The organism is Marivirga arenosa (assembly GCF_030503895.2).
Taxonomy (GTDB): Bacteria; Bacteroidota; Bacteroidia; order Cytophagales; family Cyclobacteriaceae; genus Marivirga; species Marivirga arenosa.
Window position 1 is genome coordinate 3,005,994 of record NZ_CP129970.2, and the last position, 26,725, is coordinate 3,032,718.

Genomic DNA, 26,725 nt, shown 5'->3' on the forward strand with positions numbered 1-26,725 from the left:
TCTAGTTGCTCAAATTATAAACTTGATGTAAAATGATTTTAGCTACCTCTTTTTTTGATAGTAATGGAGATTCTTCCACCAATCCATCACTACTATAAATTTTAACTTTATTGGTATCATGACCGAAAGCAGCTTTTTCATCTCTTAGACTATTAAGAACGACTAAATCAAAGTTTTTATTTTCTAATTTCTTTTGAGCGTTTTGTTCTTCATTTTCTGTTTCAAGAGCAAAACCAATATTGATTTGATTTGATTTTTTCTTTTGTCCTAAAGATTTAGCAATGTCCACTGTTTTTTCCATATCAATGGTCATGCCGTTTTCTTTTTTCTTAATTTTTTCTTTAGCTACGGTTTTAGGTCTGTAATCTGCTACTGCAGCAGCAAAAATTGCAATATCTGAGTTTGTATAAGCTTGGTCTGCCTTTTCATACATATCTTGAGCAGATTTTACAGAAATGAATTCTGATAGGTTTTGAGGTGCCTTTAGGCTGGAAGGTCCAGAGATAAGAGTTACTTCAGCGCCTTCAGAAGCAAATTCTTCTGCTAAAGCATAACCCATCTTACCGCTTGAATGGTTTCCAACAAACCTTACTGGATCAATCGCTTCATGAGTAGGGCCTGCTGTAATAACTACTTTCTTTCCCTTAAACTTTTTTTTTAAGTCTAATATTTTTTTGATCTCCTCAACTAAAACTTCTGGCTCTTGCATTCTGCCTTGGCCTTCAAGTCCACTTGCTAATTCACCTGATTCAGCTTCAATAATCTTGTTACCAAAGGATTCCAGCTTTTTGATATTACTTAGGGTGGTGGGATGTTTGTACATATCTAAATCCATTGCAGGGGCAAAAGCTACAGGACATTTTGCAGATAGATATGTGGCTAAAAGGAGATTATCACAAATTCCATTGGCACATTTCCCTAATGTATTTGCAGATGCAGGAGCAATCAATAATAAATCAGCCCATATCCCTAAGTCAACATGGTTGTTCCATTCACCAGTTTCTTTATTTGAAAAGATGGATAAGACTGGATTATTGCTTAATGTGCTTAGCGTTAAAGGTGTGATAAATTCTTTGGCATCTTCCGTCATGATGACCTGAACTTCAGCACCCTCTTTAACCAACAAACGGGTAAGTATTGCAGTTTTGTAAGCTGCAATGCTACCCGTTATGCCTAAAATTATTTTCTTACCTTGGAGCATCTCCAGGATTATTTATCCTCCTCTTCTTCTCTTTTTCTATAATATACTTTACCTTCCAAGAATTCTTCCATAGCCAAAATGGTTGGCTTAGGCATTCTTTCATAGAATTTTGAGATTTCAATTTGCTCTCTGTTTTCAAAAATTTCCTCTAAGTTATCAACAGTTGAAGCAAATTCAGCAAGCTTGTTACTCAATTCTTCTTTCATATTACTTGAGATCTGACGAGCTCTTTTTGATGCTACAACAACTGTTTGGTAGATATTATCAGTATCCTTTACCAATTCAGCAGTATCTCTAGTAGTGATTGATGGATTTGCCATATTTATTTATGAATTTAATTTTCTTACTTTTTCTAAACAATCTTCGTAAATTTTTTCAGCTTTTTTAAGGTATTTGCTGTTTTCATAGTTTTCTATAAAACTCTCATAAAAACTTATAGTTTCCAAATACCTTTCTTTTTTAACTGAATATATACTCACCTCAGCTAAGTTGTACATAGCTTCGATTTCTAAATATTGAATTTCCTCAGTGTATTTTGAGCCAGGAAAGTCATCTTGAAAATTACCAAATTCTACTAATGCAGCTTTAAGATATTCACCTGTCATGAATTTTTTTAAATCATAATATAATAAAGCTTTTTCATATGCCTTTCTCTCTAATTTATCTCTTAAATCAACTAAAGCTTCATCTGCCTTTTGTGCAAACTTTGACTTTGGATATAAATTAATGAAACCTTGTAAGGCAGTAATTGCTTCTTTTGAACTTGTTTGATCAAGGTTATATCTTGGTGAATCCTTGTATAAGGAATAGCCAAACATGAACCTAGCTTCTTCAGCAAACTTACTTCTATTGAAAGTATCATAAAATACTTTAAAATAGTGAGAAGCTAATAAATACTGTTCCTGATAAAAATAAGTGTATCCGTAGTAGAAATTAGCAATTTCTGCTTTCTCCGAACCTTTTATGATAGGGAGTATTTGTTCTAATAGCACATTAGCTTTATAATATTCACCTATGTCATAATAATTTATAGCAGCATCATATTTCTTTTCCCAATCATCGCTTTTTTGTAGTTTTCTGAAATCACTACAAGAGCTGAATAGGATGGTAACTATGAATGTAAAAAGTAAATTTCTGTACGAATTTCGCATAAGGGTGCAAATATACATTTGTTTTGTGGAATGAACAATTTTTTATTGCTAACGAAGCAATACTATTAAGATTGGATTGAAGATTATTTTTTTACGATTAATTTTCTTGTTGCTAAACCTTCATCTCTAATTGATAAAGTATAGAAGTATACTCCAGGATTTAAATTTTCTGTATTAATGTTGAGTTTGTTTTCATCTGGACTTAGCTCATAGGTTTCAATTATACTTCCTAAAACATTTTGAAGGGTTATTTTAGCTTCCGTTTCATATGGATTAATATTGTATTCTAATATGGCGTTTTTAACAGATGGGTTTGGAAAAAAGCTACTAACTATTATGTCTCCTTTTTCAAAGAAGATGTCTTTTTGCTTTTCTTCATTGATTTTAAGTGATAGCTCTTTTTTAATCACATTATCAATTTGTAAATCAATAAATTCTAAATAAGTTATAGTATTTAAGTTTGAAAGACCCCCAGTCAATGTTAATTCAATATCATTAGTAATACTGTTCGCTGGAATATTGATGATTAAAAATTCGTTATCGGTATTACAAATATCATCGTAGCAAATTGTAAAATTACCGCCACCTTGAATTTTATCTAAGCTATGCTTTATTCTGATTGATTTGCTACTATTACTGAAATTCTGAATCTTGAAAGTGGTGGTTTTTGATGTTTGAAAACCTGTGATAATTTCGCCTCTAAAGTCTTTAACCATAAAATCCTGACTCAGTAAAACTGAATGGATTAAAAAGGATAAAAATATGGTAAAAACTAGTTTCATTAGACTTTAGTATAATGCATAGTAAAAATAGGATTTATTTATTATAAAGTCTAATGATTCATTAAAAAAAAAATAGAAGCTAGAATAATATTTAATACAGCAATGCGTTTAAGGTCTCTTATTCTCTGTTTCGAGTTTTACATCATCAGGAAGGACAGCTTTATCATCTTCTAATATTTGTTCTTTATTTGCATGTTTTCCTAAAACCTCAATTTTAGTTGGCTTTTTCTCAATATGCCATTTGAAGTCTTTTAACCTTGTTTCCGGTTCCTCAATTTCATGTGGTGGAATAAATCTTCCCTCTGGATCTTTATAAAATGTAATATCATTCATTTCTCCATTTAGAAACTGAATTTTCATAGAACTGCACAGTACCTTATTCATTCCAATGAGCTCTAAAGTGTTTTCATCCACAGCAAAATATATACTTTCTCCATTGCCTTCAACTAAAATCTTATCCATCTCATCATTTTTCAAATAGGCAGTCATATTCCTTCCCTTAATTTGATTGAAATTACTAACAGTATCTTGATTAATGGTAAAAGCCTTATTTCTCATATTTAGCTTATCCATTTTACCATTTTTAATTTCCATGGAGATTGTATCCGCTACTATTTGATTGCCCTCGCTCCATAAAATAGGATCTTTATAGAAGAAAATCATGGAGTCCTGAAGCATATATGCCATTGAATCTGATACTCCTTGCATATCAGATTTGAAGATTTTAACATTATTGAAAGCAAGTAATCTACTTAAGGAATCATATTCAGAATCGATAGAAATTAGCGTATCGGCTGATAAATACAAAGTGTCATTTTCAACTGCTTGCTTCAATACAGGATTACCCCATATTTTGGTAATACCTTCTTCCTTTTTTGTAGCAGCTTCATTACCTAAAATGATAATATTGTTTTCCTCTGAAATAACTTTAACATTTCCCTGTGCTCTGGATTCTTGTCTTAAATCATCGAAAAATAAATTATCTCCAAAGATTTCATAGGACTCTGTTGTAATTTTCCCAGCGGTATATTGGGCATTCTTTTTATCTGTGTAGAATTTACCTCCTTTGTCAGCATCCACGACTTCACCATTTTTCATAATGGTTTTAGTTGGACCGTAAGTTGTGGCTATTTTAGTGGTTCTATGATAAAATAAAGTATCCGTTAATAATTGATATTCTGGATTTGTCAAATCAACATCTTCGTAAAACTTTATTAGATCTTCTGCATTAACCACATAACCTTCCTCTGCTATTAAAGTGGTTTCCCCATCTACTAATTTACCTCCATTGAAAAAGTGGCCATCTTCAGAATTCATATAGTAATCAAGATAATTAGTAGTCATTCTCATATCACCATCATCATATACTACATTATTTCTTAACTCAGCTTTATTTTCAGTTACATAATAATTTAAACGCTTAGAAGTAATATCAATAGAGTCGTTTTTGGTGATGGTTACATCTCCAAAAACTATCATGATTCCTTGTTTATCGTAGTAAAGGGCAGAATCTCCTTTTATATAGATGTTCTCTTTTTTTATCTCAAACCAAACCTTTTCTACTAGTCGTGTAAAGCTGTCTTTACCTTTGTTAATAGTTTCAGAATATCCTTTTGATCCATATCTCACCCCATTTCTTTGAGCTTTTACCCCAATAGATAAGATTAGAAGAAAACTAAGGATTATAATTCGTTGGAAGTTCATACATTTACTTTTGATAGCTTCGATAAGCAAATTCTGTGCAAATCTAAGTAATTTCATAAAGAAATATGTTAAGCGAATCATTTTTAGATTATATAAAGAAGGAATCTCTTTTTGAAAGAAATGAACATTTGCTTTTAGCAATCAGTGGCGGAGTAGATTCAGTGGTACTAGCTCACCTTCTAAGACACATTGGGTTTCATTTTTCTTTGGCGCATATGAATTTTCAACTCAGAGGAGAAGAATCTGACAAAGATCAAGAATATGTTGAATCATTAGCTTCTGAATTGGGAGTTCCTATTCACGTAAAAAAAGTTGAGATCCAAAAAGAAAAAGGTTCTACCCAATTACAAGCTAGAAATTTAAGGTATAAATGGTTTGAGGAATTGATGCTTTGTCATTCATATGATAAATTATTAACGGCTCATCATGCAAATGATCAATTTGAAACTGTATTATTTAATTTAAGTAGAGGGAGTGGAATAAAGGGTTTTAGAGGAATGTTACCCCTTCAAAATAAAATTGCACGACCATTACTTTTTGCCAGTAAAAAGGAGATTATAGAATATGCTGAAAATGAAGAAATTGACTGGAGGGAGGATGCTTCAAATGAAACCGATCATTATAATAGAAATAAAATTAGGCATCACATAATTCCACAATTTGAAAATCTAAATCCTAATGTAATTAAAGGCTTTCAACAAACCTCATTAAAAATGAGAGCAGCTGAGCAAGCTTATAATAATAAATTAGACCAGCTTAAAACGAAATTTTTTATCCTAACTGATGGTGAGGTGAAAATCAAAAGATCAATTTTAGACATAGATTTCCCAATCGTTTATTTATCAGATTTGCTTAGTGATTTTGATTTCAGTTTAAATCAATTGCAATCTTTTGATTTCGATAGGGTTGGGGCTCAGTTATATTCCAATTCTCATATGCTAATTGTAGATAGAAAATTTATTTTCGTAAATATTAGGGGTGAAAAAACTAAGCAAGAATTTCCGCAGGAATTGAAAATAGAGTCTAAGTTGATTCATACTTCTATCGGAAAGTTTAAAATTAATATTCTTGATAAAGAAGAAGTTGATTTTGCAAAGAATCAAAAGCTAGTTTTTATAGATTTGGAATCCATAAATGGTACCCTTGAACTGGATTATTGGCAGGAGGGCGACAAAATTCAACCCTTAGGAATGAAGGGTAAGAAAAAAATTAGTGATATATTGATAGATCAAAAAGTACCTTTGCATCAAAAGGAAAATAAATTGGTTTTAAAATCTGAAGGAGAGGTAGTTTGGTTGGTAGGACATAAATTTTCAGATTTATTTAAGGTTAAAGACAGTACTAAAAAAGTATTACGAATAGAACATTATGAAAATTCTTAATCCCTTCAAAAAATCTTATGACCATAAACAGCTGGTCTTATTTCGGTTTTTGAAAGAAATAAAAATATTCGAGCAACTGAGTTTTGAGCAATTATCTCATTTTCTTCCTTTTATGCATATGAGAGTATATAAAAAGAATGAGGTAGTGTTTTTTAGAGATGATCCAAGCCACGCGTTGTATTTAACTCAAAGAGGTGAGATTTCTTTAACCATTGATATAGAAGATAGATTTGAAAGCTTAGGCAAGCTATCTGAAAATATGTCTTTTGGAGATAATGCATTAATCCCTGAAGCAAGGAGAATTTATAATGCGGTTGTTCAGTCAGAGAAGGCTCAAATCTATGTAATTCCGCAAATTAATATATTTGAGATATTTGATCACTATCCGAAAATAAAAGCAAAAGTTTTAGAGTCCTACACACAGCAACAAAATGACTATATGGCCCGTTTGTTTTCAACATATAAAACAAATTTTGGTTTTTTTGATTTAGGTCATGTGTATAATAATAATATTTAAATTCTGAATTATTGAACCTATAAGTATCAAAGCAGAATAATATTATTTTTTGTAGTTTTGTAATCGAATTCAAGATTGTTTAACCTTTAAAATAAATAAAATGAAAGTTACCGTAGTAGGAGCTGGTGCAGTAGGTGCAAGTTGTGCTGAATACATTGCCATTAAAGATTTTGCTGAAGAAGTAGTATTAGTTGACATTAAAGAAGGTTTTGCTGAAGGTAAAGCTATGGATTTGATGCAGACTGCTTCTTTAAATGGTTTTGACACTAAAATCACTGGTGTTACCAACGATTACAGTAAAACAGCTGATAGTGATGTTGCAGTAATTACATCAGGTATTCCTAGAAAACCTGGTATGACAAGAGAGGAATTAATCTCAACTAATGCAGGAATTGTTAAGCAGGTTGCAGAGAATTTAATTAAAAATTCACCTAATGTAACAATCATTGTAGTATCTAACCCAATGGATACTATGACTTACTTAGCTCACAAAGCGACTAACTTACCTAAAAATAGAATTATTGGAATGGGTGGAGCATTAGATTCAGCTCGTTTCAAATATAGATTAGCAGAAGCTTTAGGATGTCCTGCATCAGATGTTGATGGTATGGTTATAGGTGGTCATAGCGATACAGGTATGATTCCATTAACAAGATTAGCTACAAGAAATAGTGTACCTGTTTCAAAATTCATTTCTGAAGAAAAAATGGATTATGTAAGAGAGGAAACTAAAGTAGGTGGAGCTACATTAACGAAATTATTAGGTACTTCTGCTTGGTATGCACCAGGTGCTGCAGTTTCAGCTATGGTTCAAGCTATTGCTTGCGATTCTAAGAAAATGTTCCCTTGTTCTTGCTTATTAGAAGGTGAATATGGATTGAATGATATTTCTATAGGTGTTCCTGCTATAATTGGTAAAAACGGAATTGAAGAGATTGTTGAAATTGAATTAGATGACGCAGAAAAAGCGAAATTAAATGAAAGTGCGGAAGCTGTAAGAAAAACTAACGGTCTTCTTTAATTATTATTTATAAATTATTTAAAAGCATCTGTTATTAGCAGATGCTTTTTTTATGCCCAATTTTTACAAGTAGAATTTTCAGTTGAATCTACATCTTAAATATTTCAAGATATTTTATGAATTTAGAATGAAATTTTAGATTTTAGTACAGAACTACCAAAACCTAAATGAAATTACTCCCCAAAACTAGCCTTTTAAGCATTCTTTTATTCCTTCTTTTTCAATCGATTTTATTAGCTCAAACAGCATGGATTAATGAGTTTCATTATGATAATGAAGGATCCGATGTTAATGAATTTGTAGAAATAGTGATTAAAGATGTGTCTTCTTATGATTTGAGTTTATTCCAGTTTTATCTTTTTAATGGTTCCAATGGTGAAACATATGGAAATACTTATAATTTAACTGAATTTACACCTGTTGATGTAGAAAATGGCTTTTCAATTTTTTATTTAGAGATATCAGGAATTCAAAATGGGCCAGATGGCTTTGCTTTGGAATATGATGGCTCATTACTTCAATTTATAAGCTATGAAGGTTCATTTTTAGGGGTAGGAGGTCCTGCTGACAATATTGAATCAATTGATGTTGGAGTTTCAGAGAGTAATTCTTCAACATTATTGAATCAATCTTTACAATTGACTGGTGATGGTGTAGAATATAGTGATTTTTCATGGCTGGAGCCAAATAGCGCAACTATGGGGCAAGTAAATGTGGGTCAAAGCTTTATGTTGCCTTGCAATGCACCGGATGAGCAAGCAATTTTCTTAACTGTTGAGGAAGAAGATATTAGTGAAAATCAAATTCAGTTAAATTGGCAAAGGGGAAATGGGGATGCGGTATTAGTATTACTAAAAGAATCCCAACCAGTAGATGCGATTCCAGAAAATGGTGTAACATATAATGCAGATGCAGATTTAAGCAATGAATTAGCGGATGAAATTGGTAATGGGAATTATGTGGTATATAGTGGGACAGGAGATTTTGTAAATCTTAGTGGTTTAAATTCTAATACGGAGTATCACTTTTCAATATTTGAATATTTTGATGATACTTATTGCTATTCATTAATAGATGAAGTTTTAGTTGTTAACACAAATATAAATATCAATTCTGATAGTGATATTCAAAACCCTGAACAACCATTAGAATCAGGAATTATCACTATTAATAATTCATCAGAAAGCAGTTCTATAGATGTATTTAAGTTTAATATTATAGATTTTGGAAGTGGAGATGGATTACCTACTACAATTGAAAAGATGGTAATTGAGAAAGGACCTGAAAATACTGTTTTGGATTGGTCAGAAATTATAAAAAGTGCTAAGCTGATTAATGATGGAACTGAAATAGAGACCATTCAAACTGTTATATATGAAGATAGTTTACTATTCAATTTTGAAAATCAGCAACTTGAAATTGCTGATGGAGATACTGCTGAAATAGTACTTAGTGTTTGGATAGAAGAAATATTTGAGGATGAATTATTAATGGATTTTTCAATTCCTAATTTTCACTCATTTGAAGTCTATTCAACAGGTAGTTTTTTATTAGATACACTTTCAAATCAAATACTTTCAAATTCCTTTCAATTAGATGTTCAAGCAGATCAATTATTAATTGAATCAACTACCGATCATTACTACGTAAATGATACTTTTAGTATAGGAATTTCAGCACTCGATAGTTTTGAGAATTTAGATGTTATGGATAGAACTATCACTATCAGTCATGGTGGAAGTGGTACATTATCTATTCCATCAAATGTGGAACTTATTGATGGTAAACTATTATTATCAAATCTGAAGTATAATCAAGAAGAGGAAATTACTATAACATTTACTGATGGTGTATTGTCATCTGATTACATTATTGAATTTAAAGAGACAACTATAGAAATTGATAGCTCTGATTTTAATAATGATTTTGGTCTAATTTATTATCCCAATAATTCAAATGCCAGTTCATTTACATTAAGTGCACAAAATTTACAGGATAGTCTTTTAATCATATCCCCACCACATTTTGAGTTATCTCTAAATGAAGAATTTACTCAGGCATTCGATACTATCTTTTTTTCAGATTATTTGATTGAGGATCAAGAAATCTTAGTCCGATTTTCTCCTGAGAGCGCCATAGGTGATCAGATTCTGGATTCATTGAAAATTAGTACTAAGGGAGCAGATCAGTTGTATTTAATTTTAAGTGCTGAAGAAGCCACCTTAGAAACAGAATCTATAAAAAATATTAAAAATTATGATTTGGGGAGTAGAGTTAAGTTTAATGCTAGAGTCATTGGAGGAGCCAGTCATTTTGATTTTTTGAGAGCAGTTCAGGATAGCACTGATGGTATTTTAATTCAGGGAGATGAAGTATCCCAATTGGCCTTTGGTGATAGTGTTCAATTAGTGGGGACGCTTATTAAAAGTAAATATGGAGCCACAATTACTATTGAAGAGCCAATTAACATACTTTCTCAGGATTCTTCGTCAATAGCTGCAATTGATATACATGAGAAGGATTTTCTACAATTTGAATTCATGAGAATCAAGCTTGATAGCTTGAATTTTATAGAAGAAGGATTATTTAAAAATAAAAGTTATGAAGTATTAGCGAAGTCTGGGGATACATTAAAACTTGTTTTATCTAATAAACTGGGATTGATAAGTGAATTAATTCCTTACGGGTACTTCGATTTCCAAGGATTATTAATGCACTTAGATAGGCAACTGTATCTATACCCTGAATTTGAAAATGATCTAATTGAACTTAAAAGAGAATCTAAAATAATAATAGAATCAACTGACAGTATTGAATTTGAATCGGTTCAAATTTATGATTATTCCGAACCTCAATTTTATGCTTTAAAAGTTGAAAACGTAAGCAGTGATTTATTAATTGAATGTACTGATAATTTTCAAGTCAGTTTGTTTGAGAAATCAAATTATGATAAGAGCATACAATTACCTGTAGATATATATGGTAACCTACCTAGAATAAAAGTATATGTTCGATTCGCACCAGAAAGCGGCAATCAAGGTAAAATTCTTGGTCAAATTATTCATTCTTCAAAAGATCAAAAACAGATTATTAATTTAATGGGAGTGGAGACTTTAATTACTTCAAATGATCGATCTTCAGCTAATAATTTGAAAGTTTATCCTAATCCTGCTAATTCATATTTAATTATAGAGGATAGGTCGGACAAATATCAAGCTTATAAAATTTTAAATATAGAAGGTAAAGAAGTTCTAAAGGGGAAATTTAAAAGTAGAGTAGATATATCTAAACTTGAGATTGGTGTTTATAAATTAATTTTACTCAATGAAAATGAAATTGTGTTAAAGAAATTTATAAAAAAATAAAGCCAAGTGGCAGTACTTGGCTTAAAACTCTTGAGGAGGATTGTATTTTCTAAAATGGCCATTCATCTTTATCAACTCCTTAGATCTTTGCAAATCTCTTAATTTAGGTAATAAGACCTTTAAATGATCTAGAACGAAACGTTGTCTTTGTCGCTCCTCATTAATTTGAATCAATTCATATTCAGCATCTTTTGAAAGGCCAATTTGATGTGCAATATCATATATTTGAAAATCCATTGAAAGTTTTCTTTCGTCAACCTCAACTAAATCATACATTTCTTGTACAGCCTCAAATATTTCTTCTTTCATGATTATATCAGGATTATTTTTATTTGATATTTCTTCTATTGATCCAACGGCATATTTTTTATCCTTAAAGGGGTTATCCATTTTTAGGACTTTTATAATCCTAATTCCTCTAGTTTTGATATCAAACCTACCATCATCATATTTCTTGCTTACTTCCCGAATTTCCATTTCAGTCCCATACTCAACCTTGTTTTTAACATAAGAAGGGATAGCAAATGTGCTGTTATTTTCAATACAATCTGCAATCAATTCCTTGTAGCGGGGCTCAAAGATGTGCAAGTTTAAATTTTGAAAAGGAAACGCTACCAAATTTAATGGGAAAAGTGGTAAAGTTCTACTCATTACTTCAGATCATTGATTCAATTATTTTAAAGTTTTGTTTAATGTTGAAGTTTCATTAATCTTAAATAATTTACGATATGTATTGAAAAATAATATAAAATATTTGAATAATTAAATATCTATTCGTTTTGATTAAAGTATTTCAGGAAATGCTATTAATATCGATTCTTATACAGTCCTTTAAAAAATGAATCAAAAAAAGGCTAGAAACCCAGCCTTTTTAATTTGAAATGCTTGCATGACTACAAAGTTAATTTAGTAGGATGCAAAAGTTTTAATTACGCTGGCCATACAGACCAAGGTATTCTAGATAATATTAAGATTAAGCCAATTGCATAAAACAAAACGATTTTTTTGTATTTGCTCTTATCATCCTCAGCTCGTTTCGATTTAGAGTACCCGATTGTTATTAAAACAATTGCTATTATCATAGTAAGAGGGTGTTCAAGAGCATAAAGTCTTGACATAGAATCACTCATGGTTTCACCACTTAAATTTGATAGACCTAAAGGTGAAACAAAATATAATATTAAACCTAATAGTAATTGAAGATGACTTGAAATGAAGCCGATTAAAGCAGCAATTTTATTACCTTTTGTGAAAGCTTTATTTCCTGCCCATCCAATTATATTATAGACAAGAGCAATGACCAAAGCTAATAATAGTAAATAGGCTATGCCTGAATGCGCGTGTTTTAAAATATTGTACATTTAAATGATTTTTAAGTTTAATTTAATGACAAAGAAAATACATAAATTCAATTCTTAATAGTATATAATAGTTTATTAGATTACTTGTTTTCCAATTCTGGTAAATTAAACTGCTCAAAGGCACTAGTTTCTTTCATAAGTTTTTCAATTTCATCACTTTTTCTTGGAGCATCATCAGATAATAATTCGGCACTTTCTTTTTTGATGAGATAATCATCTTCAATTCTAACCGGAATATCCCACCATTTTTCATCACATGGGCTACCTTCTGGTATGTAAATTCCTGGTTCAATCGTTATGACCATATTTTCTTCTAATTTTCCGTATTCTCCTAAATCATGAACATCCAAACCGATGTGGTGGCAGCAGCCGTGAGGGTAATAGCGATGTCTGCCAGTAGTGGGATCGATTAAATCTTCTTCCTTTAAACTTTTTACTATACCTAGTTCTAATAGTCCTTTATTGATAATGGTCAAAGTGGTATCATACAAATCTGAAAACGGAACTCCAGCTTTTGCAATTGAAGCGGCAGCTTCTTGAGCCTCATAAACCAAATCATATATTGCCTTTTGTTCTTTTGTGAATTTTCCATTTACAGGTATAGTTCTGGTAACATCAGCAGTATAACCATGGTATTCTGCACCTAGGTCCATAAGGATTAATTCTCCATCTTCAATTTCTGGTTTGTAATTTTCAATATAATGCAAAACACAACCATTATGTCCTGCGCCTACAATACTAGGATATCCTTCATATTCTGCCTTGTATTTCTTGAATATAAATTCATGCATGCCTTGAACCTCTAATTCGGACATGCCGGGTTTAATTGCTTTCATTACTTCAGCTTGACCAAGTGCAGAGATTTTTACTGCTTTTTCAAGTAATTCAAGTTCTTCTTCAGTTTTTATACCGCGCATTGGTCTTAGCAATTCTTCTAGCAACTTAGTGTTTAAGTTGTTTTCTTGAGGTTCAGGTGTAATGTCTAAATTATTTTGATCTGGATAATTGACTTTTTCCTTAAACTGTTCAATCAAATCATAGAGATCTCCTTCTTCATTAGTTTGTCTTACATCATTCTTAAAATCATAAAATAATACTTGGTCAAATTTTGAAAAATCAATTGGGAAGTTTTTAAATTCTGGTGTTTCCAAAGAAGCAGTTAATTTCAATTGATTTACAGCTTCAGCAGTACTAATCCTACCTCCATCATACAATTCTGCCAAGGCATTCCTTCCTCTTACAAACATGATTTCATCAAAGGAAGTATTGTTAATATTTTGTTCTTCCTTAAATATCATCAATAAGGCATGAGGTTGTTTATGACCGGTTAAATAATAAAAGTTTGGATCTTGATGGTATTTGAAATTTACATCATTCGCTCTGTTCCTTATGGGGTTAGAAAAGAAAACAGCAACAGAATTTTTAGGCATTTTTTCTCTTAATACTTCCCGTCTTTCTTCATGAAATTCACTGGATAAGAAATCTTGTGGTCGATTTTGTGCAATTGTACTTTGGCTTGTAATTACAATTAGAAATATTGATAATATAATTTTCATGCGTACTATTTTTTTTGAAAGCTAATGAATAAAAATGGCTTTTTTAAAAGAATTTATTTCAGTGGTTATGGGTTTCGATGAAGAGAAGCAATTTTGCAATTAGTTATATTTTTTAAACTATTTTGCTCCGAATTAACGTTTACTAATTGTTTAATTACATGATTGCCAAATGACTAAAATATTTTATTTGATTGTTATAACGGGTTTGTTAATCGGCTGCAATCCTAAAGAAACTAATATTGACCCTAATTCTGAAAGGGAATTAAATCCACCTGAGTATTTTGGGAGTTATAGCAATCGAATACCTGATGATAACCCTATTACCCGAAAAGGATTTGAATTAGGTAGAATGCTTTTTTATGAAAAGAAGTTATCAGGCGATAATAGTATGTCATGTGCCAGCTGTCATCAACAGAAGAAAGCGTTTACCGATGGATTAGCTACTAGTCCTGGTATAGATGGTGTTAATGGAAAAGTGAGCAGCATGTCCTTGGTAAATTTAATGTGGGCAGAGCATTTTACTTGGAATGGTAAATTTGAGCAAATAGAATCTCAATCCATTGAGCCTATTCGAAACCCAATTGAAATGCATGAATCGTTTGATCACGCAATTCAAGAACTAGAGGAAGAAGGGTATACCACATTATTTCAGGAAGCTTTTAATGCTGAAGAGATCACTGAAGATTTAATAGGGAAAGCCTTAGCGCAATTTCAGCGTTCTTTAATTTCCTCCAATTCAAAATACGATCAATATTTGAGGGGAGAGTATGAACCTTCACCCTCAGAGAAAAGAGGTGAAAGATTATTTTTTACACATCCTATTCCTGGTCAATTGAGAGGAGGGAACTGTGGAGATTGCCATTTGGGGCCCTTAACTTCTGGTGCTATTGATGGTTTTCAGGGCTTTCATAATAATGGCCTTGATACAGATGAAAATATAGATGAAGGCTTAATGGCGGTAACTGGTGATCCTAAAGATAAAGGTCGTTTCAAGACTCCTAGCCTTCGAAATATTGCTTTAACAGCTCCTTATATGCATGATGGTAGATTTGAAACGCTTGAAGAGGTAATAGAGCATTACGATAATGGAATCCATCAATCTTCTACTTTAGATATTTTGATAATTGAAGGAAGCAATGAAAATCAAGACGCTGGTGAAAGACCACGACTGTTTTTAACAGAACAGGAAAAGGAAGATATAATTGCATTTCTTCATATGCTAACTGACGAAGACTTTATTTCAAATCCTGACTTTTCTAATCCATTCGAAAATGAAAATAATTAACTATCTATTTTATATTTTGCCTCTATTCATTTTTGCTTGTGGTGGAAATGAAGAAAGTACCGCTGATTTAGATTTAGAATTCATCCATATGGCTGATGAAGAGAGTTTTAATTATGAATCATTATACCAAAATGAAGCCGGAAATGAGTTTTCAGTACGTTTATGGAGAACGTACATCAGCAAAATTGAACTGATCAATTCAAATGGAGAAGTTTATGCTGTTCCAGAAAGTTACCATCTTATTGAGCCTCAAAACGATAATAAGTACACTTTAAACTTAAAAAATATTCCATCGGCCACTTATAATTCAATCCAGTTTTACTTAGGGGTAAAGGGTGAGGAAAATCTATCGGGTACGGCAATTGGTGATCTGGATCCTTCGAACAATATGGCCTGGAACTGGACTACTGGTTATAAATTTATTAGAATTGATGGTGAATTTAAAGATAAAGCAGGAAATAGGAGAGGGGTTGTAGTTCATATTGGAACTGAAAAGAATCTTAAAAAACAAGAGTTTACCTTTAACACTCCTTTAGTTTTAAACCAAAATACATCAAAGTTAAATTTTGAATTGGATTTGCTAGAACTGTTTAAAGGACCTAACACAATAGATTTTGAAATCCTGAGTGATTTCCAATTTAATAATGAAGCAGATTTAATCGGTGATAATTATGCTGATGGCTTTATCGATTTAAGATAATCAATATTAATAAGTACTCTACATTTCGTCCTTTTAATTCTACATTTCATCTTTTATAAAGGCTGATTCAACCTAAAAGGGTGTACCTACAAATAATTTTTTCTGTTTATGAAGCAAACAAAAAAAATTATACTATGAGAAATTTATGGAGATTATTCGTTTTGATACCCTTGATGTTTATCGGGTTCGCATGTGAGGATGAGATGGATGAGGATGATATGACGCCAGCACCAACTTTAGTTGAAGCAGCACAAGATGCAGGGTTAACTACATTATTGGACGCAGTTGGCGCTGTTGATGGTTTGGATCAAACATTATTGAATGCTGAGGCAATTACTGTCTTTGCACCTTCAAACGCTGCCTTTGCTGCGGCATTAGAAGCATTTAATGCAGCGGATTTAAATGAATTGGTTGCGGCAATAGGCGGGATAGGAAACCTTGAGATTGTCCTAGGATTTCATGTAGTTCCTGCGGTTGCTTTTGCTGAAGATTTGAATGAAGGAGAGAATACTTTCACTACTTTAGCTAATCAGGAACTCTTAGTGAATTTATCAGGTGGTGCAGTAACCATTACTGATGCAGCTGGTAATACAGTAAATGTTCAGACTGCCGATGTAGAAATCGAAAATGGAGTTGTTCATGTAATCGATGGAGTTTTACTTCCTACATTACCTGAAACAGAAGAACCAGAGGAAGAACTTCCAAATTTAGTTGATGCAGCTACTGAAGCTGGTTTAACAACGCTTTTAGACGCAGTTGGCGCTGTTAATGGATTAGCAGACAACCTACTAGCAGCGGAGGCAATTACTGTATTTGCACCAACTAATGAAGCTTTTGGAAATGCATTGGAAGCATACGGTGTAAATTCCCTCAACGAATTAGTAGCAGAATTAGGCGGGGTCGATAATCTAGAAACTGTATTAGGTTTTCATGTAGTACCTGCAACTGCTTTTGCTGAGGATTTAGCAGAAGGAGAACAAAGCTTCTCTACTCTAGCAGGGCAGGATTTAACAGTAACAAGAACAGGTACTAATGTTACGGTGACGGATGCCGCTGGCAATACATTTAATGTAATTACAGCTGATGTAGCAATTGATAATGGAGTGGTTCATGTTATAGATGGTGTTCTATTACCTGAGATTGAATTACCGACAGTTGTTGAAGCAGCAACTTCTGCAGAACTTACCACCTTACTTGATGCAATAGGAGCAGTAGAAGGTTTAGATCAAACCTTATTAGATTCAGATGCCATTACAGTATTTGCACCAACAAACGAAGCATTTGGTGATGCACTTGAAGCATATGGTGTAAGCACATTAGATCAATTAGTAGCTGAATTAGGAGGTGTTGATAATTTGGAAGCAGTGTTAGGTTTCCATGTTGTACCTGCTGTTGCATTCTCTCATGATTTAGAAGATGGTGCAACTTTTGAGACACTTCAAGGAGGTACTTTAACTGTTAATGTTACGGAAAATGGTGTAACCGTTACAGATTTCAATGGTACTGTTTATAATGTAGTTACTGCTGATGTAGCAATAGATAATGGTGTTGTTCATGTAATTGATGGTGTATTATTGCCAGAAATCACTTTACCGTCTGTTGTTGATGCTGCAACTGATGCAGGATTGTCTACTTTGATAGATGCATTGGTAGCAGCTGAATTGGATGATGATGTTTCCAATGCTGAAGCGATTACTGTTTTTGCTCCAACCAACGCTGCTTTTGCTGATTTATTAGCAGCTCAGGAAGTAGATGATTTAGATGGTTTAATTGCTAAGTTAGGAGCTGAAGCAGTTGCAGCTGTTTTACAATTTCATGTAGTTCCTGCGGTAGCATTTTCTCACGATTTAACAGATGGTGATACATTTGAAACTCTTCAGGGAGAAAGCTTAACGGTTAATGTTTCGGAAGATGGAGTAACGGTAACAGATGTTAATAATAACACTTTCAATGTAACCACCGCTGATGTAGCAATTGAAAACGGTGTAGTACATGTAATTGATGGAGTTTTATTACCAACTTTATAATTATTGATACTGTTAAAAGGGTGAACTCATATTCACCCTTTTTTAGTATATTCACAACGCTCTTAAGATTCTTAATTACAAGGCCATGTTTCAGCACAAAAGAAAGTTTCTCTTTATTACGCTACTTGCAATATATTCATTCGTGAATATTATAGTGCTGGAAGGAGACCGATTATACCAAGCTGCTCTACCCTACCATCTGCTATTCATTACGATTTTTGGTTTATCTTTTTCAGTATGGATGGCCAATCTTTTTATTCAGAATTATTTAATCAAGAGTATAAAAAGTATTCATCCGCTTTTACAGCAGTTTTTGATAAGTATAATAGCTACTGTTTTGATTAGTCTGTTATCGGTTGAATTGACTTCTTTAACATTAGGGGACCCCTTTACTCTGACTCAGAAAAATTTTATGTTGACATTTGGATTTACTTCCAGAATAAACCTATTCTTAAATACTGTCAATGCAATTTATTTTTTCAATAAGAAATTCAGAGAAAAAGAATTGGAAACTGAGAAATTGAAAAATGCAACAATTGGTAGTCAATATGAAAGATTAAACCACCAGCTAAATCCGCATTTTCTTTTTAATAATCTTAATGCATTATCTTCATTGATGCACACTGATTTAGAAAAAGCAGATATTTTTCTGCAAAAACTATCCTCGATGTATAGGTATATATCTTTGAACGTAAATGAAGAATTGGTTCCAGTTGAACAAGAATTAAATTTTCTTAAAGATTATATTTCACTTCTTGAAATCAGATTTAAAAACTCACTTATCATTTCATTAAATATTAATCCTGATTTATCTAAATTATTTATTCCTCCCGTAGTTCTTCAATTACTAATTGAAAATGTAGTAAAGCATAACTATTTTACACAAGAGGCACCCGTTAAGGTAGATATAACTGGCGAAAATGGTCATCTATTCATTAAAAATACTATCCAATTAAAAAAAGAAGATATAGATTCTATTGGGATAGGATTAAAAAACATTTCTGAGAGATATAGGTTTTTAGGAGAACAAATCTCGATAAATAAAACTGAAGAATTTTTTGAGGTATCAGTTCCATTAATCAATATAAAATGAAAATTTTAATTTTTGAAGACGAGCCATTAGCTCAAGAGAGAATAAAACAAATTATTGATAAATTTCGGCCAAATTGGGAAATAGTAGGCACATCACAGAGTATAAAAGATTCAAGACTATTACTGCAGAATAATCAAAGTATAGATTTAATTATCAGCGACATTCATTTGGCAGATGGTAATTGCTTTGATGTATTTGAAAATCAAAATAGAAAAATACCCATTATTTTTTTAACAGCTTATGATCAACATGCCTTACAATCATTTGATCATTACTGTATTGACTACGTTTTAAAACCACTTCAGGAAAAGAGGTTGATTGATGCATTTGAAAAATTTGAAGAATTATGCGTTAGTCAAGAAGGCAAGAGTAATGAAAATGCACTTCTTAATCAGGTTATCGAAAAGTTGAATGGTAAAAAGTTTAAGAAGCGATTTCTTACTAAAGTAGGCAATAAAATGCTATTTAAAGAGGTAGATGAAATTGCTTATTTCTATGCTGAAGATAAAATTGTTTATCTTAAAGAAATTGGATCCTCAAAAAAATACATAGTTAATTTCAGTTTAGAGGAATTAGAAAATCAACTTTTAGATCCTTCAATTTTTTATAGGATTAACAGATCCGTCATTATTAACTTAGAGGCGCTAATTGAAATGAAGAGTTACCATAATGGTAGATTGAAACTAATCGTTCAATCATCTGATGATATGGATTTAATAGTAGCTAGAGAACGAGTGGGACACTTTAAAGACTGGATTAATCAATAAAAGGATAAGCATGAAGTACTTTTTTACAATTTTAACGATTCTACTTAGTTTTAATTCACTTTCTTTTGCGCAAGAATTTTCTAAACAAGAATTAGATTCTATAAAATCTCATATTTTTAATATACAGAATGAAGTAAATACGATCCAGTTAAATTTGAATAATGCGAAAAAAACACTTAAAACTGGAATTTTTGTCGCTACTTTAGGTTATACTGTAACAATAATTGGCGGACAACTTTTGGGTACAAATCCCCAGCTGGGAGAAGCTTTGCTATACACAGGCGGAGCAATAGGCATAGGGGGTACTATTGTATTAGTTAATGGCTTCAATAAGATAAGTTTAGAAAGAAAGCAAACAGATTTCAATCCAACGCAATAGATCCCCAATCTTTATGCATTTCATCAAATCTAACCATTACTTTTTTTATAAATTCATCAGAAATTAAGCTTTTAAGTTCTTCCACATCGGCTACCTCGTATTCGTCAATTTTATAAGTTTGTTCGTACAAACCTAATTCAAACTTTACTAAATATTTTTCATTCCATTGAAACAAGGTAGTTTTACAATAGTTGTTTGGTAGTTCTCCTATTACGCGCATAATTAAAATATTTTTTCAAAATTAAGTTCTATTTTTTGTATGGCAGAATTAAATGAAAGATTTTACGATTATTTAATCGAAGAAGATGAACCTAGAGCCTGTAGAGCGATTCCTGATGATGCTTGCACCAATGTTCCCAAAAATTTCACTTTAAACATTGCAAATGGTACCTTGACCAAGCTGGCTGAAAAAATCATTAGTCCTAATCTTACTTTGGCTTGGATTATGCATTTTTTTGGAGCTTCATCAGCGATGGTAGGAGCTTTGGTACCCATAAAGGATGCCGGTTCACTATTACCTCAACTGGCTGTTTCAGGAAAAATAAGATCATATTCTATTCGAAAGAACTTTTGGGTTATAAGTGGTTTAGTCCAAGCATTTTGCTGGCTAGCGGCAGCAGGTCATATATTTTTTGGAAATCAGGATACTGTACCTCTAATTATTCTTATTTTATTGGCTGTATTTAGTATAGCAAGTGGAGTAGCATCTGTTGCCTATAAAGATGTGATTGGTAAAACGATTCCTAAAAACACCCGAGGCCAAATGTTAAGCTACAGATCTACCTTTGGTGGGGTTTTAAGCTTGATTGCCGGAGTTTTATTAGTGTTCTTCATTCAAGAGAACGCAGATAAAACGATTTATGGATTTATGTTTCTGTTTGCCTCTATCTTATGGCTGATTGCATCTTTGTTGTTTTTTAACATTAAAGAAGAAAAGGGAGCTACTGAAGGAGGTAGGAATCCTTTTCAGGAAATAAAAGAAGGTGTGAGTTTAATTAAGGATGAAAAGGATTTTAGAAATTTTCTTTTTACTAGAGCGCTCCTAATGGCGGTGCCTTTGTTACAACCCTTTTATGTATTGGTTGCGAAAGATATAGATGATACCACTTGGAGTCTGCTTGGATATTTGATTATTGTAAATGGTTTAGCTAACGTACTTAGTAGTCCCTTCTGGGGAAAAATTGCAGATCAATCATCCACTCGATTGATGAGAATTTCTTCTGTCATAGCCATAGCAGGTGGAATTTACGCTCTGCTCTTCTACTTCGTATCGGATTGGAATTTGGGTTTTTATTATTTTATTCCAGTATTCTTTATTAACGGAATAGCATACAGTGGGGCACGACTTAGCAGAAAAACGTATTTGGTAGATTATGCCCCAAGCGAAAACAAAGCTACTTATGTTTCTGTAGCGAATACATTTATAGGTTTATTTACTCTGATTGCTGCAGGTTTTGGTTTAGTTGCTGAGTATTTCGGTCTTCCAGCACAGATTTTATTTTTTATGAGCTTATTAGTGGGAGCAATCGTTTTAAGCTATCGATTAAAAAAAGTGTGATAAAGAAGTCTAAAAGATAGATTTCTCTATATGCGTGGTAAAAAGCTCTAAAGCATGCATTCCTTTAGCGGAGTTCCCTTTCTCGTTTAGTTTGGGACTCCATACAGCTATGCTATATTCTCCTGGATGAACAGCGACAATTCCACCTCCAACACCACTTTTACCGGGTAAGCCAACGCGGAAAGCAAATTCACCCGATTCATCATAAAAACCACAAGTAAGCATTATGGCATTTATTCTTTTGATCTGATTAGGATCAAGAAATAAAGTGCCATCTGCAGCTTGTTTCCCATGTTGGGCAAACAATTGAAAACACCAGGCTAGCTCTACACAACTCATATCGATCGAGCAAGTGTAAAAATAGAAATCCAAAACATCTTCAGGGTCATTATCTAAATTTTTAAAACTTTTGATAAAGTTGGCCATTGCAATATTTCGATATCCTTTACTTTTTTCAGATTTGTAGATCAACTCATTGTACTTAATTTTATCGGATCCATTTAGCTCATGGATAAATTTTAAATATTCCTCTTTCGGATTATCTAATTCCGATAATAAAATATCACATATCACAATGGCCCCTGAGTTGATAAATGGATTTCTCGGAATACCTTCTTCATGTTCTAACTGCACTAAAGAGTTAAAGGGATCACCTGAAGGTTCCACATCCACTCTATCCCATACTTTGTCCCCAATGGATTGGATAGCCATACTCAGAGTAAATACTTTTGAAATACTTTGAATAGAGAACCTTTCATTATAATCACCAGCATTATAGGTTTCCCCGTTCACAAATTGTAAGGATATACCAAATTTATCAGGATCTATTTTAGCTAATTCTGGTATATAGGAAGCAACCGAACCAGGATGTTTTACAGAATTTACTGTGTTTAATATATCGTCTAATAATCTATTGTAGTCTTTCAAATTAAAGTTTTTCTATGCCAACGGTAATTAACTGGTCAAGATACAATAATCTTAAATCAAAAGAACTAAATCTTAATTGGCATGTAATCTAAACTGTTTTTGAAAAGAAGATGGAGATAAACCAGTTTCTTTTTTGAAAGTACTAGTAAAGTGCGATAGGTTTTCAAAACCTGAATTAAAACAAGCTTCGGTTATACTGCAATTTGATTTTTTTAACCATTGTTTTGCTAATTTAATCCTTTCAGATAATACATATTGACCTGGAGTGTAACCAAAAGTTTCTTTAAATTTTTTAAAGAATGATGCTCTACTCATGCATGCAGCATTAGCTAATTTATCGAAATCTATTTTTTCGGTGATTTTACTATGTATAATTTCAATAGCGTAGGCCAAAGGATGATGATTTGATAAAGTCTGCGTAGAGGAAGTAAAAACATGACGAGCCTGAGTTTGCATCAACCTAATAATCATTTCTTTCATTGCCAGATCTATATATAAATCTTTAGTAACGCTGTTTTCAGATTTTGAAATCTTAATAATTCTATTGACTGTATTAATTAATTCTTGATTATTAATTATATGGTGAATACTAGGGTCAATTTCCCACTTTTCTTGATCTAAAACTTTAGGGTGTTTTTCATTTAACATTTCTAAAGTGAAGTCAATTAGATGTTGTGAAATAGCCAGAGCTATGCATTGTGTCGGTTGATCTTCTTTAGCTTCAGGAAAATCAATTTCCATGATTTCATTCGGGCCCACTATAACAGATTCACCAGGTAAATATTCAAATGACTCTTTATTTTCTAAGTGCATTATTTTTTTTCCTCTCAACATGGAAGTGAAAACAAAGTCATTGAATACCAATTTCACGTCCTCTGCTTTTTGATGGGTCTCAAATACATTGAGTTCACAGCTATCATAAGTGTAAGCTGTTCTGTTTTCTACTAAAGTAAATAATGAATTCTCAGTTTTAAGAGGTATTTGATAAGGTTTTATTAAATCATTCATAATTTAACTTAGTAATTTGATTGTAGTCTATTCCATATTTATACTGTTATAAATCAGTGATTTACTCAATTTTTCACTTGTTTTCACAGTCTTTCAATTTAGTAAATTTTAATTAATTCTGAAAATTAGATTCATAGCAAAATGATTGATACTCATAACAAAATATTTAGGGATATAATAATGCATATTGAGAGAATATAAAAATTAAAACTATATACTATGGAAACATTAGAAATGACTCACAAAACAGTGGAGCGTCCAACTTTCAAGGCGCAGTACGAACACTTTATTGGAGGAGAATGGGTAAAACCAACCAAAGGCGAATACTTTGACAATATCAGCCCTGTTGATGGAAAGCCTTTTACAAAGGCAGCAAGAGGAACAAAAGAAGATATAAATTTGGCTTTAGATGCTGCTCACAAGGCTTTTGAAAGCTGGTCAAAAACCCCTGCTGCTGCGAGGGCTAACGTTTTACTAAAAATTGCTGATATTATTGAAGAGAATCTAGAAATGCTTGCGCGAGTTGAGACTATTGATAATGGTAAGGCATTAAGAGAAACAAGAGCGGCAGACTTACCACTTTGCGTAGATCACTTCCGTTATTTTGCTGGGGCAATTAGAGCGGATGAAAGTACCATGTCTGAGCATGATGAACATACCGTAAGTATTAACTTACAAGAACCTTTAGGTGTAGTAGGACAAATTATTCCTTGGAACTTCCCTCTGTTAATGGCAACTTGGAAAATTGCACCCGCACTAGCAGCAGGCTGCTGCACGGTAGTGAAACCTGCTGAGCAAACTCCTACTTCCATTATGGTTTTAATGGAGTTAATAAAAGATGTTGTCCCTGCTGGAGTATTAAATGTAGTGACAGGTTTTGGACCCGAAGCTGGTAAGCCATTAGCACAATCTGACAGAGTAGCAAAGGTTGCCTTTACGGGTGAAACTACCACAGGTAGATTGATTATGCAGTATGCTTCTGAAAACTTGATACCAGTGACGATGGAATTAGGGGGTAAATCTCCAAATGTTTTTATGAAATCTGTAATGGATAAAGACGATGAATTTTTAGATAAATGTATTGAAGGTGCCGTAATGTTCGCATTAAATCAGGGTGAGGTGTGTACTTGTCCATCCAGAATATTAGTTCATGAGGATATAGCCGATGACTTCTTAAAAAGAGTGGTTGAAAGAACTAAAGCTATTAAAATGGGACATCCGCTTGCTGAAGATACTATGATGGGTGCTCAAGCTTCGAATGATCAATTTGAGAAAATATTATCTTACCTTGAAATTGGTAAACAAGAAGGTGCTGAAGTATTATGTGGAGGAGTGAAAGCAGGTTTAAACTCAGGCTTAGAAAATGGTTATTATATTGAACCTACTATTTTTAAAGGCCATAATAAGATGAGAGTATTCCAGGAAGAAATCTTTGGCCCTGTTACATCAGCAACTACATTTAAAGATGTAGATGAAGCTATTGAAATAGCAAATGATACTATGTATGGATTAGGTGCGGGATTATGGAGTAGAGATGCTCATGAGTTATATCAAGTACCTAGAGCGATTAAAGCGGGTCGTGTATGGGTAAATTGTTACCACGCTTATCCTGCGCATGCTCCATTCGGAGGCTATAAAAAATCTGGATTTGGTAGAGAAACGCATAAAATGATGTTAAATCACTATCGCCAGACTAAGAATATGTTGATCTCATATGATAAAAATAAATTAGGATTCTTTTAGTAGATTCTTTTAAGTAGAAAGTTATAGGTTTTAAGTAAGGAGATTCATTTACAACCTATTCTTTTATACTATCATTAAGAAAACAAACCTGTCAGGTTTAAACTACTTGATCACTACAAAATTAGGTCATTTTTATCATCTAAATTTTAGAAAACCTGACAGGTTTTTCAATACTAGAACAGCAGTAAATTATGGAAAGAGTATCAATTACTGACAGAGCAATAGAAACAATAGATGAATTAAGAGATCGCTTTGGAGAATTAATGTTTCATCAGAGTGGAGGATGCTGTGATGGTTCTTCTCCCATGTGTTTTGAAAAAGGAGACTTCAAAGTAGGAGGTGGAGATGTATGGTTAGGTCAAGTATACGGTTGCGATTTCTTCATGAGCAAAGACCAATTCGAATATTGGAAGCATACCCATTTAACCCTGGATGTAACAGAAGGAAGAGGCTCAAGCTTTTCGTTGGAAATCCCAATGGGCATTCGTTTTATAATCCGATCTCGCATTTTCACCATGGAAGAATTAGAAAATTTAAATCCTGTGATGACTGGTGAAGAATATTTAGAAAAAGAACGTATTTGAGAAAAAACTTACCTACAAACAGATGTTATTAATCTAAGATAAATATGATTTAATTAATAATTTTTAAAATTATTACATAATATCTGCTTCTTTTCATTTTTTTTTTTTTAATTCAGGTATTCAACTCAGTAATACTATAAAATGTAGTACCTGATTCGAAACAGTACCCGCTAGCAAAAGCTGTTTTGAGCAAAACCTGCAAAGTGAAGAATTTTGACTTGTCCCACCTTATTAGGCCTTTGGTAGTTCAAGTAAGAATTGATTTCATGATTTAGTGATATTCGGGTTGAAATTTAATTTATTTAAAACCTTAAAATTTAAAGATTATGAAAAAATTATTTTTCGGTACTATAGGTGCCCTATCATTAATTTTCACAATATCATCTTCAATTGCAACACCTACCTCAGATTTAAAAAGTGAAGACTTTAGAAGAGTCTGTGCTCATGTTACTTTGGAATGCGGTGTTTCCGGTGATTTGTGTGGTGAAAATCAAGCCAATTTTGAAAGAAATCTTGATTGGGCAATTGATTATTGGTGTAATGGAGGGAGACAATCTTTATTGTAATATGTTCAAACATACTGATAAAGTTTTATCAGTATGTTTTTTTTCTTA

General features: G+C 32.4%; 25 protein-coding genes. 14 read left to right on the plus strand and 11 right to left on the minus strand.

Annotated elements, in window-relative coordinates; all coding sequences use genetic code 11:
- Position 1: 1 nt before the first annotated feature.
- The 5 genes from coaBC to QYS48_RS13115 all read right to left on the minus strand — a co-directional run bounded on the left by coaBC (position 2) and on the right by QYS48_RS13115 (position 4,895).
- Entirely contained in the window at positions 2-1,201 is a 1,200-nt protein-coding gene (gene coaBC, locus QYS48_RS13095) for a bifunctional phosphopantothenoylcysteine decarboxylase/phosphopantothenate--cysteine ligase CoaBC (RefSeq protein WP_308356307.1), read from the minus strand.
- Positions 1,202-1,209: 8 nt separating this feature from the next.
- Entirely contained in the window at positions 1,210-1,521 is a 312-nt protein-coding gene (locus tag QYS48_RS13100) for a DNA-directed RNA polymerase subunit omega (protein WP_302124318.1), read from the minus strand.
- A 6-nt stretch (positions 1,522-1,527) separates the two neighbouring features.
- Complete coding sequence (locus tag QYS48_RS13105) at positions 1,528-2,352, minus strand: outer membrane protein assembly factor BamD (protein WP_302124319.1); 825 nt, start codon at positions 2,350-2,352, stop codon at positions 1,528-1,530.
- Positions 2,353-2,435: 83 nt separating this feature from the next.
- Positions 2,436-3,134: a T9SS type A sorting domain-containing protein gene (locus tag QYS48_RS13110; protein ID WP_302124320.1), complete on the minus strand. Its 699-nt coding sequence runs from the start codon at positions 3,132-3,134 to the stop codon at positions 2,436-2,438.
- A gap of 108 nt (positions 3,135-3,242) precedes the next feature.
- On the minus strand, positions 3,243-4,895 hold the full coding sequence (locus QYS48_RS13115; protein ID WP_308356308.1) for an OstA-like protein: 1,653 nt from the start codon (positions 4,893-4,895) through the stop codon (positions 3,243-3,245).
- An 8-nt stretch (positions 4,896-4,903) separates the two neighbouring features.
- On the opposite strand from QYS48_RS13115, the gene tilS reads away from it, so the two are divergent.
- The 4 genes from tilS to QYS48_RS13135 all read left to right on the plus strand — a co-directional run bounded on the left by tilS (position 4,904) and on the right by QYS48_RS13135 (position 11,123).
- Positions 4,904-6,220, plus strand: coding sequence for a tRNA lysidine(34) synthetase TilS (gene tilS, locus QYS48_RS13120; protein ID WP_308356309.1), 1,317 nt, complete (start codon positions 4,904-4,906; stop codon positions 6,218-6,220).
- Between the two features lie 49 nt (positions 6,221-6,269).
- Positions 6,270-6,737: a cyclic nucleotide-binding domain-containing protein gene (locus QYS48_RS13125; protein WP_308356310.1), complete on the plus strand. Its 468-nt coding sequence runs from the start codon at positions 6,270-6,272 to the stop codon at positions 6,735-6,737.
- Positions 6,738-6,837: 100 nt separating this feature from the next.
- The gene (mdh, locus tag QYS48_RS13130; RefSeq protein WP_302101280.1) at positions 6,838-7,758 is read left to right on the plus strand and encodes a malate dehydrogenase; all 921 of its coding nucleotides are present in this window, start codon (positions 6,838-6,840) and stop codon (positions 7,756-7,758) included.
- A 167-nt stretch (positions 7,759-7,925) separates the two neighbouring features.
- Entirely contained in the window at positions 7,926-11,123 is a 3,198-nt protein-coding gene (locus QYS48_RS13135; RefSeq protein WP_308356311.1) for a T9SS type A sorting domain-containing protein, read from the plus strand.
- Positions 11,124-11,144: 21 nt separating this feature from the next.
- Here the strand turns inward: QYS48_RS13135 and QYS48_RS13140 are convergent, their stop codons facing one another.
- From QYS48_RS13140 to QYS48_RS13150, 3 genes are all read right to left on the minus strand, one after another.
- On the minus strand, positions 11,145-11,774 hold the full coding sequence (locus tag QYS48_RS13140; RefSeq protein ID WP_302101275.1) for an LON peptidase substrate-binding domain-containing protein: 630 nt from the start codon (positions 11,772-11,774) through the stop codon (positions 11,145-11,147).
- Positions 11,775-12,052: 278 nt separating this feature from the next.
- Complete coding sequence (locus tag QYS48_RS13145) at positions 12,053-12,484, minus strand: hypothetical protein (RefSeq protein WP_302101274.1); 432 nt, start codon at positions 12,482-12,484, stop codon at positions 12,053-12,055.
- Positions 12,485-12,564: 80 nt separating this feature from the next.
- Entirely contained in the window at positions 12,565-14,040 is a 1,476-nt protein-coding gene (locus tag QYS48_RS13150; RefSeq protein WP_308356312.1) for an aminopeptidase P family protein, read from the minus strand.
- A 169-nt stretch (positions 14,041-14,209) separates the two neighbouring features.
- Here QYS48_RS13150 and QYS48_RS13155 point away from each other — a divergent pair, with 169 nt between their 5' ends.
- From QYS48_RS13155 to QYS48_RS13180, 6 genes are all read left to right on the plus strand, one after another.
- Positions 14,210-15,325 (plus strand): cytochrome c peroxidase, encoded by a 1,116-nt coding sequence (locus QYS48_RS13155; protein ID WP_308356313.1) that lies wholly within the window; start codon positions 14,210-14,212, stop codon positions 15,323-15,325.
- Positions 15,312-16,025 carry an MbnP family protein gene (locus tag QYS48_RS13160; RefSeq protein WP_302101269.1) on the plus strand — a complete coding sequence of 238 codons (714 nt, stop codon included), beginning with the start codon at positions 15,312-15,314 and terminating at the stop codon, positions 16,023-16,025. The genes QYS48_RS13155 and QYS48_RS13160 overlap by 14 nt, the downstream gene beginning before the upstream one ends.
- Before the next feature lie 134 nt (positions 16,026-16,159).
- On the plus strand, positions 16,160-18,052 hold the full coding sequence (locus QYS48_RS13165; RefSeq protein ID WP_308356314.1) for a fasciclin domain-containing protein: 1,893 nt from the start codon (positions 16,160-16,162) through the stop codon (positions 18,050-18,052).
- Positions 18,053-18,137: 85 nt separating this feature from the next.
- Positions 18,138-19,145 carry a histidine kinase gene (locus QYS48_RS13170; RefSeq protein ID WP_308356315.1) on the plus strand — a complete coding sequence of 336 codons (1,008 nt, stop codon included), beginning with the start codon at positions 18,138-18,140 and terminating at the stop codon, positions 19,143-19,145.
- Positions 19,142-19,912: a LytTR family DNA-binding domain-containing protein gene (locus QYS48_RS13175; protein WP_308356316.1), complete on the plus strand. Its 771-nt coding sequence runs from the start codon at positions 19,142-19,144 to the stop codon at positions 19,910-19,912. The genes QYS48_RS13170 and QYS48_RS13175 overlap by 4 nt, the downstream gene beginning before the upstream one ends.
- 10 nt (positions 19,913-19,922) lie before the next feature.
- A complete protein-coding gene (locus tag QYS48_RS13180; protein ID WP_302101263.1) occupies positions 19,923-20,291 on the plus strand; it encodes a hypothetical protein in 369 nt (122 codons plus the stop codon).
- Here QYS48_RS13180 and QYS48_RS13185 read toward each other — a convergent pair.
- Entirely contained in the window at positions 20,275-20,511 is a 237-nt protein-coding gene (locus QYS48_RS13185) for a hypothetical protein (protein ID WP_308356317.1), read from the minus strand. The genes QYS48_RS13180 and QYS48_RS13185 overlap by 17 nt on opposite strands.
- Before the next feature lie 39 nt (positions 20,512-20,550).
- On the opposite strand from QYS48_RS13185, the gene QYS48_RS13190 reads away from it, so the two are divergent.
- Complete coding sequence (locus QYS48_RS13190; RefSeq protein ID WP_308356318.1) at positions 20,551-21,849, plus strand: MFS transporter; 1,299 nt, start codon at positions 20,551-20,553, stop codon at positions 21,847-21,849.
- 9 nt (positions 21,850-21,858) lie between these two features.
- On the opposite strand, the gene QYS48_RS13195 is transcribed toward QYS48_RS13190, so the two are convergent.
- Both QYS48_RS13195 and QYS48_RS13200 read right to left on the minus strand, forming a co-directional pair.
- Positions 21,859-22,776 carry a glutaminase gene (locus tag QYS48_RS13195; protein ID WP_308356319.1) on the minus strand — a complete coding sequence of 306 codons (918 nt, stop codon included), beginning with the start codon at positions 22,774-22,776 and terminating at the stop codon, positions 21,859-21,861.
- A gap of 72 nt (positions 22,777-22,848) precedes the next feature.
- On the minus strand, positions 22,849-23,784 hold the full coding sequence (locus tag QYS48_RS13200) for an AraC family transcriptional regulator (protein WP_308356320.1): 936 nt from the start codon (positions 23,782-23,784) through the stop codon (positions 22,849-22,851).
- Positions 23,785-24,003: 219 nt separating this feature from the next.
- On the opposite strand from QYS48_RS13200, the gene QYS48_RS13205 reads away from it, so the two are divergent.
- From QYS48_RS13205 to QYS48_RS13215, 3 genes are all read left to right on the plus strand, one after another.
- Positions 24,004-25,527 (plus strand): aldehyde dehydrogenase family protein, encoded by a 1,524-nt coding sequence (locus tag QYS48_RS13205; protein WP_308356322.1) that lies wholly within the window; start codon positions 24,004-24,006, stop codon positions 25,525-25,527.
- A 191-nt stretch (positions 25,528-25,718) separates the two neighbouring features.
- Positions 25,719-26,111, plus strand: coding sequence for a DUF779 domain-containing protein (locus tag QYS48_RS13210; RefSeq protein WP_308356323.1), 393 nt, complete (start codon positions 25,719-25,721; stop codon positions 26,109-26,111).
- Positions 26,112-26,437: 326 nt separating this feature from the next.
- Entirely contained in the window at positions 26,438-26,677 is a 240-nt protein-coding gene (locus QYS48_RS13215; protein ID WP_308356324.1) for a hypothetical protein, read from the plus strand.
- Positions 26,678-26,725: the final 48 nt, after the last annotated feature.

What these genes read in the sequence shown, in the direction of transcription:
- QYS48_RS13100 (WP_302124318.1), bottom strand. Translation starts at nt 1,521, where the DNA reads ATGGCAAATCCATCAATCACTACTAGAGATACTGCTGAATTGGTAAAG.
- QYS48_RS13200 (WP_308356320.1), bottom strand. Translation starts at nt 23,784, where the DNA reads ATGAATGATTTAATAAAACCTTATCAAATACCTCTTAAAACTGAGAAT.
- QYS48_RS13115 (WP_308356308.1), bottom strand. Translation starts at nt 4,895, where the DNA reads ATGAAATTACTTAGATTTGCACAGAATTTGCTTATCGAAGCTATCAAA.
- QYS48_RS13205 (WP_308356322.1), top strand. Translation starts at nt 24,004, where the DNA reads ATGGAAACATTAGAAATGACTCACAAAACAGTGGAGCGTCCAACTTTC.
- mdh (WP_302101280.1), top strand. Translation starts at nt 6,838, where the DNA reads ATGAAAGTTACCGTAGTAGGAGCTGGTGCAGTAGGTGCAAGTTGTGCT.
- QYS48_RS13145 (WP_302101274.1), bottom strand. Translation starts at nt 12,484, where the DNA reads ATGTACAATATTTTAAAACACGCGCATTCAGGCATAGCCTATTTACTA.
- QYS48_RS13170 (WP_308356315.1), top strand. Translation starts at nt 18,138, where the DNA reads ATGTTTCAGCACAAAAGAAAGTTTCTCTTTATTACGCTACTTGCAATA.
- QYS48_RS13190 (WP_308356318.1), top strand. Translation starts at nt 20,551, where the DNA reads ATGGCAGAATTAAATGAAAGATTTTACGATTATTTAATCGAAGAAGAT.
- QYS48_RS13105 (WP_302124319.1), bottom strand. Translation starts at nt 2,352, where the DNA reads ATGCGAAATTCGTACAGAAATTTACTTTTTACATTCATAGTTACCATC.
- QYS48_RS13210 (WP_308356323.1), top strand. Translation starts at nt 25,719, where the DNA reads ATGGAAAGAGTATCAATTACTGACAGAGCAATAGAAACAATAGATGAA.
- QYS48_RS13215 (WP_308356324.1), top strand. Translation starts at nt 26,438, where the DNA reads ATGAAAAAATTATTTTTCGGTACTATAGGTGCCCTATCATTAATTTTC.
- coaBC (WP_308356307.1), bottom strand. Translation starts at nt 1,201, where the DNA reads ATGCTCCAAGGTAAGAAAATAATTTTAGGCATAACGGGTAGCATTGCA.
- QYS48_RS13185 (WP_308356317.1), bottom strand. Translation starts at nt 20,511, where the DNA reads ATGCGCGTAATAGGAGAACTACCAAACAACTATTGTAAAACTACCTTG.
- QYS48_RS13175 (WP_308356316.1), top strand. Translation starts at nt 19,142, where the DNA reads ATGAAAATTTTAATTTTTGAAGACGAGCCATTAGCTCAAGAGAGAATA.
- QYS48_RS13150 (WP_308356312.1), bottom strand. Translation starts at nt 14,040, where the DNA reads ATGAAAATTATATTATCAATATTTCTAATTGTAATTACAAGCCAAAGT.
- QYS48_RS13155 (WP_308356313.1), top strand. Translation starts at nt 14,210, where the DNA reads ATGACTAAAATATTTTATTTGATTGTTATAACGGGTTTGTTAATCGGC.
- QYS48_RS13110 (WP_302124320.1), bottom strand. Translation starts at nt 3,134, where the DNA reads ATGAAACTAGTTTTTACCATATTTTTATCCTTTTTAATCCATTCAGTT.
- tilS (WP_308356309.1), top strand. Translation starts at nt 4,904, where the DNA reads ATGTTAAGCGAATCATTTTTAGATTATATAAAGAAGGAATCTCTTTTT.
- QYS48_RS13165 (WP_308356314.1), top strand. Translation starts at nt 16,160, where the DNA reads ATGAGAAATTTATGGAGATTATTCGTTTTGATACCCTTGATGTTTATC.
- QYS48_RS13160 (WP_302101269.1), top strand. Translation starts at nt 15,312, where the DNA reads ATGAAAATAATTAACTATCTATTTTATATTTTGCCTCTATTCATTTTT.
- QYS48_RS13180 (WP_302101263.1), top strand. Translation starts at nt 19,923, where the DNA reads ATGAAGTACTTTTTTACAATTTTAACGATTCTACTTAGTTTTAATTCA.
- QYS48_RS13135 (WP_308356311.1), top strand. Translation starts at nt 7,926, where the DNA reads ATGAAATTACTCCCCAAAACTAGCCTTTTAAGCATTCTTTTATTCCTT.
- QYS48_RS13140 (WP_302101275.1), bottom strand. Translation starts at nt 11,774, where the DNA reads ATGAGTAGAACTTTACCACTTTTCCCATTAAATTTGGTAGCGTTTCCT.